General features: G+C 62.6%; 15 protein-coding genes. 8 read left to right on the top strand and 7 right to left on the bottom strand.

The annotated features are described in order from the left end of the window. Positions 1-41 precede the first annotated feature (41 nt). From ASE94_RS09020 to edd, 5 genes are all read left to right on the top strand, one after another. On the top strand, positions 42-689 hold the full coding sequence (locus ASE94_RS09020; RefSeq protein WP_061908080.1) for a DUF2161 family putative PD-(D/E)XK-type phosphodiesterase: 648 nt from the start codon (positions 42-44) through the stop codon (positions 687-689). A gap of 170 nt (positions 690-859) precedes the next feature. Then, positions 860-1,801, top strand: a complete 942-nt coding sequence (locus ASE94_RS09015; protein WP_062630139.1) for a BadF/BadG/BcrA/BcrD ATPase family protein — start codon at positions 860-862, stop codon at positions 1,799-1,801. 12 nt (positions 1,802-1,813) lie between these two features. Beyond that, a complete protein-coding gene (gene zwf / locus ASE94_RS09010) occupies positions 1,814-3,298 on the top strand; it encodes a glucose-6-phosphate dehydrogenase (RefSeq protein WP_062630138.1) in 1,485 nt (494 codons plus the stop codon). Beyond that, positions 3,295-3,990: a 6-phosphogluconolactonase gene (pgl, locus tag ASE94_RS09005; RefSeq protein ID WP_062630137.1), complete on the top strand. Its 696-nt coding sequence runs from the start codon at positions 3,295-3,297 to the stop codon at positions 3,988-3,990. Before zwf ends, pgl begins: the two co-directional genes overlap by 4 nt. Before the next feature lie 122 nt (positions 3,991-4,112). Further along, entirely contained in the window at positions 4,113-5,927 is a 1,815-nt protein-coding gene (gene edd / locus ASE94_RS09000) for a phosphogluconate dehydratase (RefSeq protein WP_062630159.1), read from the top strand. A gap of 92 nt (positions 5,928-6,019) precedes the next feature. On the opposite strand, the gene ASE94_RS08995 is transcribed toward edd, so the two are convergent. Further along, the gene (locus ASE94_RS08995; protein ID WP_062630136.1) at positions 6,020-7,168 is read right to left on the bottom strand and encodes a citrate synthase; all 1,149 of its coding nucleotides are present in this window, start codon (positions 7,166-7,168) and stop codon (positions 6,020-6,022) included. 84 nt (positions 7,169-7,252) lie between these two features. On the opposite strand from ASE94_RS08995, the gene ASE94_RS08990 reads away from it, so the two are divergent. Beyond that, complete coding sequence (locus ASE94_RS08990; protein ID WP_062630135.1) at positions 7,253-8,320, top strand: citrate synthase; 1,068 nt, start codon at positions 7,253-7,255, stop codon at positions 8,318-8,320. A 2-nt stretch (positions 8,321-8,322) separates the two neighbouring features. Here ASE94_RS08990 and ASE94_RS08985 read toward each other — a convergent pair whose 3' ends face one another. The 3 genes from ASE94_RS08985 to mutL are packed head-to-tail and all read right to left on the bottom strand — an operon-like array spanning position 8,323 to position 12,178. Then, entirely contained in the window at positions 8,323-9,855 is a 1,533-nt protein-coding gene (locus ASE94_RS08985; protein WP_062630134.1) for a VOC family protein, read from the bottom strand. After that, complete coding sequence (locus tag ASE94_RS08980) at positions 9,852-10,358, bottom strand: metallophosphoesterase family protein (protein WP_062630133.1); 507 nt, start codon at positions 10,356-10,358, stop codon at positions 9,852-9,854. Before ASE94_RS08980 ends, ASE94_RS08985 begins: the two co-directional genes overlap by 4 nt. Beyond that, positions 10,358-12,178, bottom strand: a complete 1,821-nt coding sequence (mutL, locus tag ASE94_RS08975) for a DNA mismatch repair endonuclease MutL (protein ID WP_062630132.1) — start codon at positions 12,176-12,178, stop codon at positions 10,358-10,360. The genes ASE94_RS08980 and mutL overlap by 1 nt, the downstream gene beginning before the upstream one ends. Positions 12,179-12,287: 109 nt before the next feature. Between mutL and ASE94_RS08970 the strand changes: the two genes are divergently transcribed. Continuing rightward, positions 12,288-12,737 (top strand): nucleoside deaminase, encoded by a 450-nt coding sequence (locus ASE94_RS08970; RefSeq protein ID WP_062630131.1) that lies wholly within the window; start codon positions 12,288-12,290, stop codon positions 12,735-12,737. Between the two features lie 4 nt (positions 12,738-12,741). Here the strand turns inward: ASE94_RS08970 and ASE94_RS08965 are convergent, their stop codons facing one another. Further along, complete coding sequence (locus ASE94_RS08965) at positions 12,742-13,437, bottom strand: helix-turn-helix transcriptional regulator (protein WP_062630130.1); 696 nt, start codon at positions 13,435-13,437, stop codon at positions 12,742-12,744. A gap of 201 nt (positions 13,438-13,638) precedes the next feature. On the opposite strand from ASE94_RS08965, the gene ASE94_RS08960 reads away from it, so the two are divergent. Continuing rightward, positions 13,639-13,974 carry a LuxR C-terminal-related transcriptional regulator gene (locus ASE94_RS08960; protein WP_082461118.1) on the top strand — a complete coding sequence of 112 codons (336 nt, stop codon included), beginning with the start codon at positions 13,639-13,641 and terminating at the stop codon, positions 13,972-13,974. A 99-nt stretch (positions 13,975-14,073) separates the two neighbouring features. Here the strand turns inward: ASE94_RS08960 and ASE94_RS08955 are convergent, their stop codons facing one another. Beyond that, the gene (locus tag ASE94_RS08955; protein WP_156352084.1) at positions 14,074-14,952 is read right to left on the bottom strand and encodes a patatin-like phospholipase family protein; all 879 of its coding nucleotides are present in this window, start codon (positions 14,950-14,952) and stop codon (positions 14,074-14,076) included. A 142-nt stretch (positions 14,953-15,094) separates the two neighbouring features. Then, the gene (gene purD, locus ASE94_RS08950; protein WP_062630127.1) at positions 15,095-16,366 is read right to left on the bottom strand and encodes a phosphoribosylamine--glycine ligase; all 1,272 of its coding nucleotides are present in this window, start codon (positions 16,364-16,366) and stop codon (positions 15,095-15,097) included. Positions 16,367-16,437: the final 71 nt, after the last annotated feature.

Genomic DNA, 16,437 nt, shown 5'->3' with positions numbered 1-16,437 from the left:
AGTTAGATGAGGCACAAACGCATATGGATTTGAACGCGCCCATGGCTGAGACCGATCTCTATCTGCCGCTCAAAGCCTTTATGGAAAGCGCGGGATATGTGGTCAAGGGCGAGGTCAATGGATGCGATCTGGTCGGGGTGACCAATGACGATCCGCCAGTGATCGTCGTTTGCGAAATGAAGCTGGCCTTCAATCTCGAGCTTGTCATGCAGGCGGTGCAGCGCGCGACCTATACCGATGAAGTGTGGCTCGCGGCGCGGGCGGCGAAAACAGCGAAGGGGCGCGAGCACGATGCGCGTTTTCGCAATCTCTGCCGGCGGCTGGGCTTTGGGATGCTGACGGTTTCCGAGGCTGGAGCGGTCAATGTCGTGGTGGCGCCCTTTGCGGTGACGCCACGCAAGGATGCCAAGAAGCGATCGCGCCTCCTTGACGAACACAAGCGGCGCATCGGTGATCCGCAAAAGGGCGGGGGACGCGGCAAGCCGATCATGACCGCCTATCGGCAAGACTGCATCCTATGCGCCACGGCGCTTTTGAGCGGGTCGCAGAGCCCGAAACAATTGAAGCCATTGGTGGCGCGCGCCGCAACGATTCTGCGGAGCAATGTTTATGGCTGGTTCGTGCGGGAAAGCCGGGGCATCTATGGCCTGACCGATCTTGGGCGGGCCGCGGTGCAGCCGCAGGAGTAATCGGGCCACAGCGATGAGAAGGTGGTCGTTTTTCTGCCTTATACTACTTTCGTCTTAGCTTCTTTCGCACTATGGTCCGCGCGAAACTGACACCTTAGGGTGTGGCCGCTTCGGGTGAACGCCGCTTCGCGCCGAATCAATCAGCCCCATCCCTTTCACGGAGAAACCGCGTGGCCCGATATTATCTTGGCGTTGACGGCGGTGGCACCAATTGCCGCGTGCGTTTGGCCGACGAAAATCTGGTGACGCTGGCCGAAGTGAAGAACGGCCGTTCCAATCTGCAGATCGACGATGGTGAACCGGCCTATAAGGCGATCCTCGACGGTACCCGCGATGTGTTCAAGGCGGCCGGGATCGACTATGCCGAGACCGCCAATACCTATGCCTGCTTCGGCATGGCGGGTGGGCGTATGGATACGGCGCGGGCCGAGTTCGCCGCGCGCGCTTGGCCCTTTGCCGGCGTCACAGTTTACGACGATATCGACATTGCCCATGCCGGCGCGCTTGCGGGCGGCGAAGGCGGGGTCGTTATCATCGGCACCGGCTCTGCTGCCATGTCGATCGTTGGCGGCAAGCGCTATCAGGCTGGCGGCTGGGGCTTTCATATCGGCGACCAGATGTCGGGCGCGATTCTTGGCCGGGAACTGGCGCGCTATGCCGTCGAGGCAGAAGACGGTCTCGTCGAAGGCTCGCCGCTGACCGAAGCGGTGGTAGCTGCGCTGGGCGGCGATAATCAGGCCGTGATGACCTGGTCTTTTGCCACCGAAATGGATTTAAAACTCTTGAGCCGCGATGGCAGCGAAGGGTGCGATGACGCCCTGATCGGCCGCGCGCCCGGCGAGTTCGGCAAACTCATGCCGCTCTGGTTCGAACATCTAGAGCGGAACGATCCAGTCGCGCTCAAATTGCTCGATATCCAGATGAGCTATATCGACACCTATGTGCGCTGGTTCAAATCGCACGATGCCAAGGTGATGGCCATTGTTGGTGGCCTTGGGCAGCGGCTCTTTCCGCGCCTCACCGAACGCTATGGTGACTTTGTCGCCCTGCCGCAATTCGAGCCCCTGCATGGCGCGGTCATCCTCGCCAAGCAAAATGTCGCTTCAAACTAGGGACCTTGCCCCGTGTCCAGCCGTATCATCCCCGTCCAGCCCTTTGACTATGTGGTGTTTGGCGCCACGGGTGACCTGACCAAGCGCAAGCTCGTTCCTGCGCTCTATCAGCGCTTCAAGGACGGCCAGTTCGACGAACAGAGCCGCATCATCGGCGCGTCGCGCTCAAAGCTGACCGAAGCCGATTTCCAGACGTCCGTTCGCGATGCGATCAGCCAGTTCGTCGAAAAGGAATATCAGGACGCAGCGACCATCGAGCGCTTCGTCAAGATCTGCACCTACGTGCCGGTTGATGCCAGCAAGCCCGAGGAATCGGGCGATCTCGGCAAGGCGCTGCGCAATGATCCAAAGATCGTGCGCGCCTTTTACCTCGCCGTGGCGCCGGACCTGTTCGAACCCATCGCCGAATATCTGGCGGCCAAGAAGCTTTATCGCCGCGACGCGCGCGTCGTGATCGAAAAGCCGCTCGGCCACGATCTCACCTCGTCCAAGGCAATCAACGACGGCGTGGCCAAGATCTTCAAGGAAGATCAGGTCTATCGCATCGACCATTATCTCGGCAAAGAGACGGTGCAGAACCTCCTGGCCCTGCGCTTTGCCAATACGCTCTTCGAGCCAGTCTGGAATTCGGCCCATATCGACCACGTTCAGTTGACCGTGGCCGAAAGCGTCGGCGCCGGTACGCGCGGCTATTATGACGAGAGCGGCGCGCTACGCGACATGATCCAGAACCACATGCTGCAGCTTCTCTGCCTTGTGGCCATGGAGCCCCCGGCTTCGGACGAAGCCAATGCGCTGCGCGACGAAAAGCTGAAGGTGCTGCGGGCGCTGCGGCCGATCGTCAATGGCGAAGTCGCCAAATCGACCGTGCGTGGCCAGTATCGCGGCGTGTCCTCGGAAGCGACTTCGGTTGCCGGCTATCAGGACGAGCTGCCGGAAGAAAAGAAGGGCAGCCGCACGGAAACTTTTGTGGCGCTCAAGGCCAATATCGACAATTGGCGCTGGGCCGGCGTGCCGTTTTATCTGCGCACCGGCAAGCGCATGGCCGAGCGCGTCTCGGAAATCTGCATCCAGTTCAAGCCCATTCCGCACTCGATCTTCGACCATGCCGAAGGCGCGCCCAAGCCCAATAAGCTGATCATGCGTCTCCAGCCCAATGAGGGCGTCAAGCTCCTCATGATGATCAAGGATCCGGGTCCGGGCGGCATGCGCCTTCGTGAAGTGCCGCTGAACCTCTCCTTTGCCGAGACCTTTGCCGAGCGTACGCCGGAGGCCTATGAGCGCCTCTTGATGGACGTGGTGCGTGGTAGCCAGACGCTCTTCATGCGTCGCGATGAGCTCGAAGCCGCCTGGATGTGGGTCGATCCGATCCGCGAAGCTTGGGATCGCTCGAGCGAGCCGCCGCAGACCTATACAGCTGGCACCTGGGGTCCAAGCGGCGCCGTGGCGCTGATCGAGCGCGATGGCCGCTCCTGGTATGAGGGTGCGCTCTCGTGACCCTCGATCGCCGCACCTTTGCCGACAGGCCGACCCTCGCCAAGGAACTGGCCGAAGCCGTAGCGGACCGCATTCGCACGGCCATTGCCGAGCGCGGCGAGGCGGCGATTGCTGTCAGCGGTGGCTCGACGCCCGGCAAATTCTTCATGGCGCTGGGCAAATTCAGGGACATCGACTGGACAAAGGTCATCGTGACCCTCGTCGATGAACGCTGGGTCGACGAAACCAGCGATCGCTCCAATGCGCTGCTGGTCAACGAGAAGATGCTGCAGGGCCCGGCGGCCGTCGCCCGGTTCGTGCCGCTCTATTCGGGTGGCGACGAGCCGACGTCCGATGCCGTGGCCAAGACCAATGCACTTGTCGGTGCGCTGCCAAAGCCTTTTGCCGCCGTGATCCTCGGCATGGGCAATGACGGTCATACGGCGAGCTTTTTTCCGGGCGGCGATACGCTCGACGAAGCGCTGACGGCAGCGGGCCCGACCCTTGCCATCCACGCGCCGGGCGCGGGCGAACCGCGCATCACCTTTACCCTGCCGCGCCTGTTGGAAACCGATGGCCTCTATCTCCACATCGAGGGAGAGGAAAAGGCCGCGGTGCTCGAAAAGGCGCTCGGCGACGGACCGGTCGATGAGATGCCGATCCGCGCTGTGCTGCGCTCGGGCGCGCCGCTTTCAGTTTACTGGTCTCCTTGAGCCCCTGGGGCGGTCCCCAATCGACCGCTCCGGCCGCGCCTGGTGGCTAGTCATCGTTGCAAGGCTTCTCCGCGCCAGCGGCCCCCCTTTGGTGCGTCCTTGCCTTATATGGAGAAATGACCATGACCGTCCGCCAGGCCATCAAGGACGTGACCGACCGCATTGCGGCCCGCAGCCAGGATACGCGCCGCGACTATCTCGCGCGCATCGAGTCAGCCCGGGAAGCAGGCGTGCATCGCTCGAGCCTTTCCTGCGGTAATATCGCCCACGCCTTTGCCGCCTGCGCGCCCTCAGAAAAGGCGGCTTTGGCCGGCAACAAGACGCTGAACCTCGGCATCGTCACAAGCTACAACGACATGCTCTCGGCGCATCAGCCCTACCAATTCTATCCCGACATCATCAAGGAAGCGGCGCGTGAAATGGGCGCGACGGCCCAAGTGGCGGGCGGCGTGCCGGCCATGTGCGACGGGGTCACCCAGGGCCAGCCGGGCATGGATCTCAGCCTCTTCTCGCGCGATGTGATTGCCATGGCGACGGCCATCGCGCTCTCGCACAATATGTTCGATGCCGGCGTCTATCTCGGGATTTGCGACAAGATCGTGCCCGGCCTCGTCATCGGCGCGCTGACCTTCGGGCATTTGCCGGCTGTGTTCGTGCCTGCAGGCCCGATGCCTTCGGGCATTCCGAACGACGAAAAGGCAAAAGTTCGCCAGCTTTACGCCGAGGGCAAGGTTGGCCGGGCCGAACTGCTCGAAGCCGAGAGCAAGTCGTACCATTCGGCGGGTACCTGCACCTTCTATGGCACGGCGAATTCGAACCAGATGCTCATGGAAATCATGGGCCTGCATCTGCCCGGCGCGAGCTTTGTCAATCCCGGTACGCCGTTGCGCGATGCGCTGACGCGTGAGGCGACCAAGCGGGCGCTGTCGCTGACGGCGCAGGGCAATGAATATACGCCCATCGGCCACATCGTCGATGAGAAGGCCATCATCAACGGGCTTGTGGGGCTCCATGCGACGGGCGGCTCGACCAATCACACCATGCACCTGATCGCCATGGCGGCAGCAGCGGGCCTGCAGGTGACGTGGGACGATATGAGCGACCTGTCTGACGCGACCCCGCTTCTGGCGCGCGTCTATCCCAATGGGGTGGCTGACGTGAACCATTTCCACGCTGCGGGCGGCATGGGCTTCATGATCCGCGAATTGCTCGAGGGCGGGTATCTGCACGAAGACGTCAAGACCGTCTGGGGTGCGGGGCTGTCCAATTACAGTGTCGAAGCCAAGTTGATCGAAGACAAGCTGGCCTTCGAACCAGCTCCGGCCGAGAGCGCGCTGCCCAAGGTGTTGACCAGCGTCAAGGCGCCGTTCCAGCAGACGGGCGGCCTCAAACTTCTTACCGGCAATCTCGGCCGCTCGGTGATCAAGGTGTCGGCGGTCAAGCCGGAGCATCGCGTGGTCGAAGCGCCGGCGCGCGTCTTCCACAGCCAGGATGGCATGCAGGCGGCGTTCAAGGCCGGCGAATTGACTGGTGATTTCATCGCCGTCGTGCGCTTCTCGGGCCCCAAGGCGCTCGGCATGCCGGAATTGCACAAGCTAACGCCTTCGCTCGGCATTTTGCAGGATCGCGGCTTCAAGGTCGCCCTTTTGACGGACGGCCGCATGTCGGGGGCTTCGGGTAAAGTGCCGGCAGCGATCCACATGACCCCGGAAGCCGTCGATGGCGGCCCGATCAGCAAGATCCGCGATGGCGACATGATCCGGCTCGATGCCAATGAAGGCACGCTGACCTTCCTCGGCGACGAGAAGGAATTCTTCTCGCGCACCCCGGCTCTGGAAGACCTGCGGCCGCAGCACTTTGGGATGGGGCGTGAGTTGTTTGCCGGGTTCCGGAGTCTGGTTGGTGTGGCCGATCGCGGGGCGAGTGTGTTCGGCTGAGGCTGAATAACCCCCACCTAACCTCCCCCTGGTAGGGGGAGGGATCTATCGAGTTTGCCGAAATTTTTGGGAGCCCAGATCCACTCCTCCCGCTAGAGGGGGAGGTTGGGTGGGGGTATCGGCACGCCCGCATACCGCGCCCTTGGCCTGATCAGGGCGCCGGTTTCGATCTGCTCTAGCGCATGGGCCAGCCAACCGACGCTTCTTGCCAGCGCGAAGATTTGCAGCGGGGCATCTTCAGGCAGATCATAGACCGCAACCAAGGCGGAGAGGGCGAAGTCGATATTCGGCTTTTCGCCACTCATTGCCTCGCCGACCTTGGCGAGTTCTGCAAAGAGTTTTGGGACTTCGAACGTCGCCATTAGTGCTGGTGCGCGGATGTCGTGGTCAGGATAAAGCCGGTGGCCGAAGCAGGGCAGGGGGCGGCCTTGGCGGAGGAGGCTCGAAATCGTGGCCTCGACGCCGTGGCGCTTGGCGTCACGGACGAGGGCGCCCATGCTGAGGCTGGCGGTGCCGTGGAGGGGACCAGATAAAGCTGCGAGGCCTGAAAGGACCGCGGCGGCCAAAGGTGCGCCGGTTGAGGCTGTGACGCGGGCGGCAAAGGTCGAGGCGTTGAGTTCGTGTTCGGCCAAGAGGACGAGGGCGCAGCGGAGGCTGTTTGCGGCGTCGGGGCGCTGCCATTGCATAGCGAGGCGCTCGTGGACTGGACCGGAACGGGCGCCGGTAATGGCCGAAGCGACGAGCGACACGACGAGGGTCGCGTCCTTGATCAAGACGCTGCGGGCGCGACCGATGGGCGGCATTTGCGTGGCGGCGAGTTCGGCGATCTGTCGATAGACCGCGATCAGGCCGGCGCTGCTGCCGCTGCTGGTGATGGCGGCGAAGTCGATGGGGCCGGACGTGTTCCAGAGTAACGCCGCCATGTCCTCGAGCGTGGCGGATTTGGCGAGCGCGGCGACGTCCTTACCGCGAATATAAAAGTGTCCATTGGCGACCGTTGAGATCGCCGTTTCGAGGACTGGCTCGCCCCAGGCGATGCTTTCGGCGGCGACGGTCGTTGCGGGGCGGCGGCCTTTTTGGCGCGCGGCGAGACGCTCGACATCGTCCTGACGATAAAGGCTGCGACGGGGATCATCGGGATCAGGACGCGCGGCGATGCGGCCGCGGCTGACATTGGCGTAGAGCGTCTGCGGCTTGGTGCCGAGTAGACTCAGGGCTTGATCGGCCGATATCCAGCTCACGGGGCCTCACATTGATCAATTGCGTCAAGATTGACGTCAATCTTGATAAGGCCAATCTATCGTCAAAGACGAAGGAGACGCAATATGTCTGGATTGGATGATGTCATCGCCGCTGAAACCACGCTGTCGGAGGTCGATGGGCTGAATGGACGGTTGGTGATCTGCGGATATACGCTCGAGGAGCTGGCTGGGCACAAGTCGTGGGAGGACGTGCTGGGTTTGCTTGGCGGCGACCTGCTGCCGGGTGCGACACTGAAATCCAAACTCGGTATGGCGCGGCTGCGCGCCTTTGCGGAGGTGGCCTGGATCGATGATGGCATCCTGGCGCTGTCGATCACCGAGGGGCTACGTGCGCTGATGGCGCGGCTGCCGGATGGCGAGGATGCGGCAACGGCGCTGCTCTTGGCGGCGGCGCCGGCCGTGTTCGTGCCAGCTTTAGTGCGGCGCAAAGCGGGGAGGGCGGCGATTGCGCCGAACCCGGAATTTGGTCATGCTGCCGATATGCTGGCCATGCTCAATGGTGCGGCGCCGAGCAAGGAGGCCGTCGCGGCGCTCGATGCTTATCTCGTGACCGTTTCGGATCATGGGCTCAATGCGTCGACCTTTGCGGCGCGCGTCGTCGCTTCGACGCGGGCGGGCTACACGTCGGCGGTCTTGGCGGCGCTCGGCGCGCTTAAAGGGCCGCTGCATGGCGGGGCGCCGGGGCCGGTGCTCGACATGCTTGATGCGGTGGGAACACCCGGCAATGCCGAGGCATGGCTTTCGGCCGAACTGGCGCGGGGTGAGCGGTTGATGGGCTTCGGGCATCGCATCTATCGTGTGCGCGATCCGCGGGCCGATGCGCTCAAGGCTGCTTTGGCGCGATTAGGTGCAGCGGGCGGGATGGATGCGGATAGATTGGCGCTGGCTGAAGCGGTGGAGCGTGAAGCGCTGAAACTGCTCAAGGCCAAGAAACCGGATCGGGTGCTTGAGACCAATGTCGAGTTTTTCACCGCACTCCTGCTCGAAGCACTGGGTTTTCCGCGGGAGGCGTTTACGGGCGTCTTCGCTGCTGGTCGTGTCGGCGGCTGGCTCGCGCATGCCCATGAGCAGGTGGAGAAGGGGCGCTTGATCCGCCCGCAGTCGCGCTATGTCGGGCCCAAGGCGGCTTAGGCTTAAAGCCAATTCCCAAACGCTGGCGCGTCCTCGTCACTGAGGTCGTGGCCCGCGGCGATAAGGCGAACCTCGACAGTTGCGCCATTGTTACGAAGCGCGTCAGCGAGTCTTTCGCCCTGAGGGCGGAAGGCATCGGTCTCGCCGAGGAGAATGAGGACGCTGGTGCCGGTGAGGTCGGTCTCCGGCACCGCGTCCAGCACCATGACGGGGCGGATCAGGACGGCGCGACGGACGACGCCGGGATGGAGAAAGAGGGCGGCGCCGAGGAGATTGGCGCCGTTGGAATAGCCAAGGGCCACGGTCTTTTCCGGGTCGAGGCGATAGGTGCTGCGGATTTCTTGGAAGAAGGCATCGAGGGCGCGGGATTCGAAACGGATATCCTTCTGGTCAAAGATCGAGGGGCCAAAGCTGCGGAACCAGCGCTGCACGCCGCTTTCGGTAGATCGACCACGGAGGCCGAGGAGAGTCGCCTTCGGCGCGGCCCCGTGCGCGAGCGGCATGAGGTCGGTTTCGTCGCCCCCGGTGCCATGGAGGAGAGCGATGGTGGTGCCGTCTGCATCCTCGGGCGTGAAGAAGCGGTGCTTGTAGATGAGGTCGCGATAAACGGTTCGCTCTTCGCCGGGCAGGCCGAACTGCGGCAGCATGACTTTCATCGCTTCCGGATCGGGCGTGTCGGGCGGCATGAAAAGCGTGTGGCCGAGTTTTTCCAGCGTTTCGTCAAGCGTGAAGCCGGGACCGTCACTGGCCATTTCGATCAGAACATTGCCGGGCTCGCGGACGTAGAGCGAAGTGAAATATTGCCGGTCGTGGAGATTGGTGAGGCTCGAATTTAGTTTTCGCAATTCGGTCGCGGTGGCTTCGACTGCTGCAGCGTCGCTGGCGCGGAGAGCGACGTGGTCGGCGGTGCCGGTGCCCGGTGCGCCAGGCCAGAAGCCGGCGGTGTCGCGGATGTCGAGGACATCGCCCACGTCAGAGACGAGGCGCTGGATGGGGCCTTCGACGGGACCGGGGCGGAAACCGAAATGGCGGGTGAGGAAGGCCGTGGTTTCTTCCTGCACTTCGGAGAGGAGCGTCACCCCGCGTATGCGGCGGATGGCGTGTTCGGCGGGGATATCGGTTGCAGGCATGGTCAGTGCGGGCAGGTTGGCGCTGACGAGTTTGACGATGACGCCATCGGGATCGCGAAGGCGGAGGACGGTCTCGCCGAATTCCTGGCTTGTCCCGTCGACCTTGACCTGATGGGTAAGGGCGCGTTCGAGCCAATAGCCGATTGAGCCGGGGGCGATGGCGAGCGCGAGTTCGCTGACCTGGCCGGCGCCGGCCTGGCCCGTTGAGCCGCCCTGCCAGACGAGGAAGGTGATGAGCGAGCCGGGGCTGGCGGCATAGTCGCCATAAAACAGATGAAGCTGGCGCGCGTCTTCATAGCCGCCGGTGCGCTTGACGAGGCGGAGGCCGAGGAAGCCGACATAGAAGTCGACATTGGCCTGGACGTCGCCCGTAATCAGGGTGACGTGGTGAATACCTGAGGTCATGTCTTTGCCTTGCGGCGCGGCCGCGCGATGATGTGTTCGATGCTCTGCGGGCGCAGGTCCTGGGCGTCGACGCCGACATCGAACTGGCGCGGGATAGGCGTCAGCTTGCCATGGGAATGGCCGTGAAGGTTGATCGACTTCTTGCCCATCTTGTTCCAGGTGCGGAAGGGATAGTGGCAGATGACGAAGAGCTGCCCGTCGATGGTAAGCTCGACATAATGCTGGATGCTAGCCCAGCCCTTCGCATCAAGCGTTGTTTGCGGATCGTTGTTGCCGATGATCAGGTGCTTCGTGCCGTTGAGCTGGGCGAGGAGCGCTTCGACCTCTTCGGTGGTGCCGCGCGCGAAGTCGCCGAGGTGCCAGACCTCGTCATCCGGCGCGACGACGGCATTCCAATTGGCGATCAGCGCTGCGTCATGCTCGGGCATGTTGCCGAAGGGTCGACGGTCGATGCGGAGGACGCGGGGATCAGCGAAATGATTGTCGCTCGTGAACCAGAGCATCAGCGGCTGCGCCCGAAAAGGCGTTCTATGTCGCCCTTTTTCAGTTCCACATAGGTGGGGCGCCCGTGGATGCACTGGCCGGAATGGGGCGTCGATTCCATGTCGCGGAGGAGGGCGTTCATTTCGTCGACGCGCAGGCGCCGGCCGGAGCGCACCGAGCCATGGCAGGCCATGCGGCCGATAATGGCTTCCATCCGGTCGCTGAGCGCGGCGGTGCTGTCCCATTCGGCAAGCCCATCGGCGAGGTCGCGGACGAGCCCGGAAATGTCGGTATTGCCGAGGAGGGCCGGGGTTTCGCGGACCGCAATGGCGCGGGGGCCGAAGCGGTCGAGATAGAGGCCGAAGCGTTCAAGTTCGGGGGCCGCCTCTTCGAGACGGGCACAGTCTTCTTCGGGGAGTTCGACGATGACCGGGATCAGTTGTGCCTGGCTCGCGATGGGGCCCGAGGCCATCTGGGCCTTGAAGCGTTCATAGACCAGGCGCTCGTGGGCGGCGTGCTGATCGACGAGGAGGAGGCCTTTGTCGCTCTGGGCGATGATGTAATTGTCGAACATCTGCGCCCGGGCGGTGCCGAGAGGATAGTCGACCGGCTCGGCGGGTTCGGTCACGGTTTCGACGCGGCCGCTGGGGGCGGTGAAGCCCGAGAGGCGGCCAGGGGCACGGTCGAGATAGAGTGGTGCGGTATCGGCGCGATAGCCGTAGCTCGTTGCGCGCGGCGCGTCGTTGAAGCCGGACGCGGGTTCGTAGACCGGAGCAGGAGCCTCGGCCATTTCCGGAGCAGTGAAGGCACCCAGAATGTCTTCTGCAACACTTGTAGATGCCTTGAAACCTGCGGCGACCAGCGCCGTGCCGATGGCGCGGATGACGGCGCCGCGAATGGCGCCTTGATCCTGGAAGCGCAGTTCGGCCTTGGCGGGGTGGACATTGATGTCCACCGCGCCGGGGTCGACGGCGAGATAGAGCGCGACGACGGGGAAACGGTCGCGAAAGACGTAGTCGGCATAGGCGGCGCGGATGGCGCCCACCAGCACCTTGTCGCGCACCGAGCGGCCGTTGACGAAGTAGAACTGGGAGAGCGAATTGGCCCGGGTATAGGTGGGCAGGCCCGCAAGCCCCGCGACGACGACGCCGTGGCGGGCCATGGCGAGGGGCACGGCATTGTCGATGAAATCGCCGCCCATGACCTGGCCGAGGCGTGCGGCGAGGGCGCTTTCGCCTGTGACGGCGGGCCAGTTTGATGGATTGCGGTCGCTGCCCTCGAGGATGAAATGGATCTCGGGATTGGCCATGGCGAGGCGCTTGACCACATCGGTGATCGCGGCCGTTTCCGAGCGGGCGCTCTTGAGGAATTTCCGGCGGGCAGGAATGAGCGCGAAGATATCGCGCACCTCGATGACGGTGCCGCGATTCATCGCCTGCGGCACGGGGCCCGAGCGGCGACCATTATCGACTGTGATGATGAGGCCAGACTCGGCGTCGGCGGGACGCGAGGCGACGGTGAGGCGGGCGACCGAACCGATCGAGGCGAGGGCTTCGCCGCGAAAGCCAAGGGTGCGGATATCGTCGAGATCGTCGGCCGAGAGTTTGGACGTCGCGTGCCGCTCGACCGAGAGGAGAAGATCGGTCCGGTCCATGCCGTGGCCGTCATCGGTAATTCGGATGAGATCGATGCCGCCGCCCGCTGTGGCGATGACGATGCGTCGCGCGCCGGCATCGATGGAATTTTCCACCAGTTCCTTGACGACGCTTGCCGGTCGCTCGACCACTTCGCCGGCAGCGATGCGGTTGATCAGGTCTTCTGGAAGCTGGCGAATGGGCAAGGGCGATTCTCCTTGAGGCCAATATAGGGAAAGCCGCGGCACTTTCCGACCCGCATCAGGATTTGTGCCCATTCTTGCTCGGCGGCAGCTTGCGGGCTAGTGAAAGGCCATGATCCCGCCTCTCTCACCCATGGACCTCGCACTCTCGCTCGCCGAAGAAGCAGCCGCGCATGGCGAGGCGCCGGTGGGGGCGGTGGTGATGGAGGGGGAGCGAATACTCGCGACGGCGCGTAACCGGATGCAGGCGCTGCGCGATCCCACGGCCCATGCCGAGATGATGGCGATCCGGGAAGCCCTAGAGGTGCGGGGCACGGGGCGGCTCGATGGGTGCGATCTCTATGTGACGCTCGAGCCCTGCGCCATGTGTGCGGGCGCTATCGCGCATGCGCGAGTGCGGCGGGTCTATTTTGCGGCTGAGGACACCAAGGCCGGAGCAGTCGAGAATGGGATTCGGCTTTTCGACCAGCCGACTTGCCACCATCGGCCGGAGGTCATCGGCGGGGTGTCTGCGTCTCGCGCCGAGACGCTGCTGACGGATTTTTTCAAAAAGCTGCGCTGACCGCTCAGAACATGCGGTGGCGGACGGCTTCGGCAACCGTGTGGGCGCGATTCTTGGTGCCGAGTTTTTCCGCGACATTATCGACGTGCTGGTTGACCGTGCGGGCGGAGAGGCCCAGGCGTTCCGCAATCTCGACGGACGTCAGTCCTTCGGCGCTTAAGGCAATGACTTCCTTTTCGCGTGGGGTCAGCGGTTCGGGCGCCGTGACGATGCCCATGCGGCGGTCGCGGCGGACATGGGCAAAGAGGGTATAAACGACCATCTGCAGCGCTGATTTCTGGCGGTCATCGAGATCAACCTCGCCGCAGAAGCCGGCCACGCCAACGATCTGGTTGCTGTGGCTCACAGGAAGCATGGTGAAATCCACCAGGTCCATACGCCGTGCATAACCGAGCAGCGGATCGTTAGGATCGGTGAAGCGGTCCAGGTTCAGCTTCTGGATCGATGCGCGGCCCATAAAATCCTGAATATAGGACGTCGATTGGCGCAACCCGCTCGATAAATAGTCTTTCCACCAATCAAGGCGCCGCGGGTCTGTATCCAGAACATGGACGACGGCTAGATGCCTCTCGCCATATTCCACCAGGAAGGCGCTGCGGAACCCGAAATCCCTGGCGAGACGACCAGCGATTTCAACGAAGTCGCCGTCCGTACGCGCTTGGGATATTGCAGTTAGATATGGTTCTGCCAGAGCAAGCATTGTGTCCGAAGTTGTTCGCGTTGGTCAGATTCGAATCAGCCGGCCCGGCGTAGAATCTGCCGCTAAGCCCCTCTCACTAGATAAAATAACGGCGTTAAAAATACCAATGTCAATTCTGACACTGGCATTCCTGACGATTCACAGACTTGTTCTTGCGCGCTACGGTGTGAGCATGGGGTTTTTCCGCTAGGAATTGATCAGATGTCTGCCCTTGGCATCGCACTAGACCGAGTTTCCACAGGCGTCTTGGACGCGCCGAATTTTGCAGAACGGCTGGAGCCGCGCGAATGGATCATTGCACGCGCTCTTGTCGACGGACAATCCATGCCAGCGATTGCCGCATCGATGCATATCTCCATGGAAGGGCTGACGTCGGATATTGCCAACATCTTCCGCCGTCTTGGTGTTGCGACGCTCGCGCATATGCTGCTGCTCTTTGCCGAAATGCCGGTTATGCAGCCGCGGGCGGATGTCGTCTATGTCGAGGATCTTGGGACGGCCTATGGGTTCGGCGCGCCATCGCGTCGGCTTGGATAGGGTCCCGGAAAGTTTGGGCCGGGTGTTCGTACAGCACCGGACCTGATTGGAGAGGCGTGTCGCGCTAGCGCATTCCCAGGCGCGCCTCTCCTCTAATCTTCAGCGCCGCGCGCTCCCGATCGGCTCCACCTTATTCTGGATATAGGCCTCGATCTTACGGGTCAGAATGTGTTTGAAGCGGTCTTTTTCCGTTTCCACATGGGTGAGCATTTCGCGCACGCGCCAGAATTCCATCGCGCCGAAGCTGGCGACATGCGGGCGGATGTAAATGTCGGGCGGATAGGCCGCCATCGAATGGGCGATCAGCGAATGCATCATGATCTGCGCTGAGCCGAACCAGATATCGAGCGGGCGGTGATCGGTCTTGGAAATGCCGGCCGAGGGGTCGCCATTGACGTCGATGCCGATGAGGAAATCGGTGCCGATATCGGCCTGATCGAGCGGCAGCGGATTGACCACGGCCCCATCGACAAGGATGTGATTGCCGTGGATCACGGGCTTGAAAATGCTCGGCATGGAGATCGAGCCGGCAATGGCCGGGCGTAGCGGACCTGAGTTGAACACCACCTGATGCCAGGATTGAAAATCCGTCGCGACCACATAGAGCGGGATCTTGAGTTCGCTGAACTCATTGGGAAAACTCGGTGGCGTGAAAGCATCGACGATATGCATGGGATCGAGCTGCATCGAGATGCCATTGCGGAGGAGCCCACCGAGGCCCTTCATCTGCGTCGACCAGAGGCGTGTCGCGATGGTGCGGAGCGTGCCCAGCACCTCGTAGGAATGCTCGCGCAATTCCTTGCCGGTCATCCCGGCGGCCCAACCTGAGCCGATCAGCGCGCCGATCGAGGTGCCCGAGATCACGGAGGGCCGAAGGCCAAGTTCGTCCATGGCCTCGATATAGGGAATATGGGTCAGCCCGCGCGCCGAGCCGCCGCCTAAGGCGACGCCGATGCGGGGGCCGGAAATCGTTGTCATTCCGCCTCGCTCCCTTCCCTTGGAGCGCAGCCGTTCAACCAATGCCTTGCCGCGCAATTGCAACGGGGTCGGCGGGCGTTCGGGCGGCGTCTCGTCGAAGTCGGTCCGCAAGGAGCTTAGGACGGTAAGATTGAAGAATGGTTCAGGCTTCGCGGGCGGCTTGACGCCATCCAATGTCGCTCCGGGCAAAGCCTTCGGGCCAATCAATCGCGTGAACGCCTTGGTAAGCACGGCCTTGCGCCTCTTTCACCGATGAGCCCAGCGCGGTGACATTCAGCACGCGCCCGCCATTGGCAATTAAACGCTCCCCTTCACGCTTCGTTCCGGCGTGAAAGACCGTCAGATCATCGGTGTCGAGGCCATCGACGCCACGGATTTCGCTGCCTTTTTCGTAGGAGCCAGGATAGCCCTTTGCCGCCATGATGACGGTCAAGGCATAGGCGTCTTTCCAGACGATATGCTGGCCTTTCAGCGCGCCCTTTGCAGTTGCCAGCAGCAGTGGCAGCAGGTCGCTGTCCATGCGCATCATCATGACCTGGGTTTCAGGATCGCCGAAGCGCGCATTGTATTCGACGAGTTTCGGTCCTTCGTCGGTGAGCATAAGGCCGGCATAAAGGACGCCCTGATAGGGTGTGCCGCGCTTGGCGAGACCCTTGGCCGTCGGCTCGACGATCCGCGTCATGGCAAAGTGAAAATCCTCTTCGCTCATGACGGGCGCGGGCGAATAGGCGCCCATGCCACCGGTATTGGGGCCGGTATCGCCATCATGGGCCCGCTTGTGGTCCTGGGCCGTGGTCAGCGGTAGCAGCGTTTCGCCGTCGCATAGGACGAAAAGGCTGACTTCTTCGCCTTCCATGAAATCTTCGATGACGACGGCGGCGCCTGATTCGCCAAAAGCGCCGGAAAAGCAATCGATAATGGCTTCTTCGGCCTCTTCGACGCTCATGGCGACGGTGACGCCTTTGCCCGCAGCAAGGCCATCGGCCTTGATCACGATCGGCACGCCTTGCGTATAGATATAGGCAAGGGCGGAGGCTTCAACTTCGAAGCGCGCATAGCCAGCGGTCGGGATATCGAATTCGTCGCAAAGGGCTTTGGTAAAACTCTTCGAGCCTTCGAGCTGGCCGGCGGCTTTCGAGGGGCAGAAGCAGGTGATCCCGGCGGCGCGGACATCATCGCCGAGCCCGGCGACCACCTGGGCATCGGGGCCGACGACGACGAAATCGACGTTTTGGGATTTGGCAAAGGCTATGACGGCAGCGTGGTCGGTGATGTCGAGGGCGACATTTTCCGCAACGTTGGCGGTGCCGCCATTGCCGGGGGCGCAATAGAGCTTGGTCAGGAGCGGCGACTGGGCGATTTTCCAGGCCAGAGCATGTTCACGTCCACCCGAACCGATGACCAAAACCCGCATTCTCGCCTCCACGCCATTGCTTTGGGCGTGATGCAGGAAAGTGGCGGGGAGGGCAAGGAATTCCTGCCTTC

It is taken from the genome of Devosia sp. Leaf64 (assembly GCF_001421945.1).
In the GTDB taxonomy this organism is placed as follows: domain Bacteria; phylum Pseudomonadota; class Alphaproteobacteria; order Rhizobiales; family Devosiaceae; genus Devosia.
Note: the sequence above shows the minus strand (reverse complement) of the source record. Positions and strands in the feature narration are given on the sequence as shown.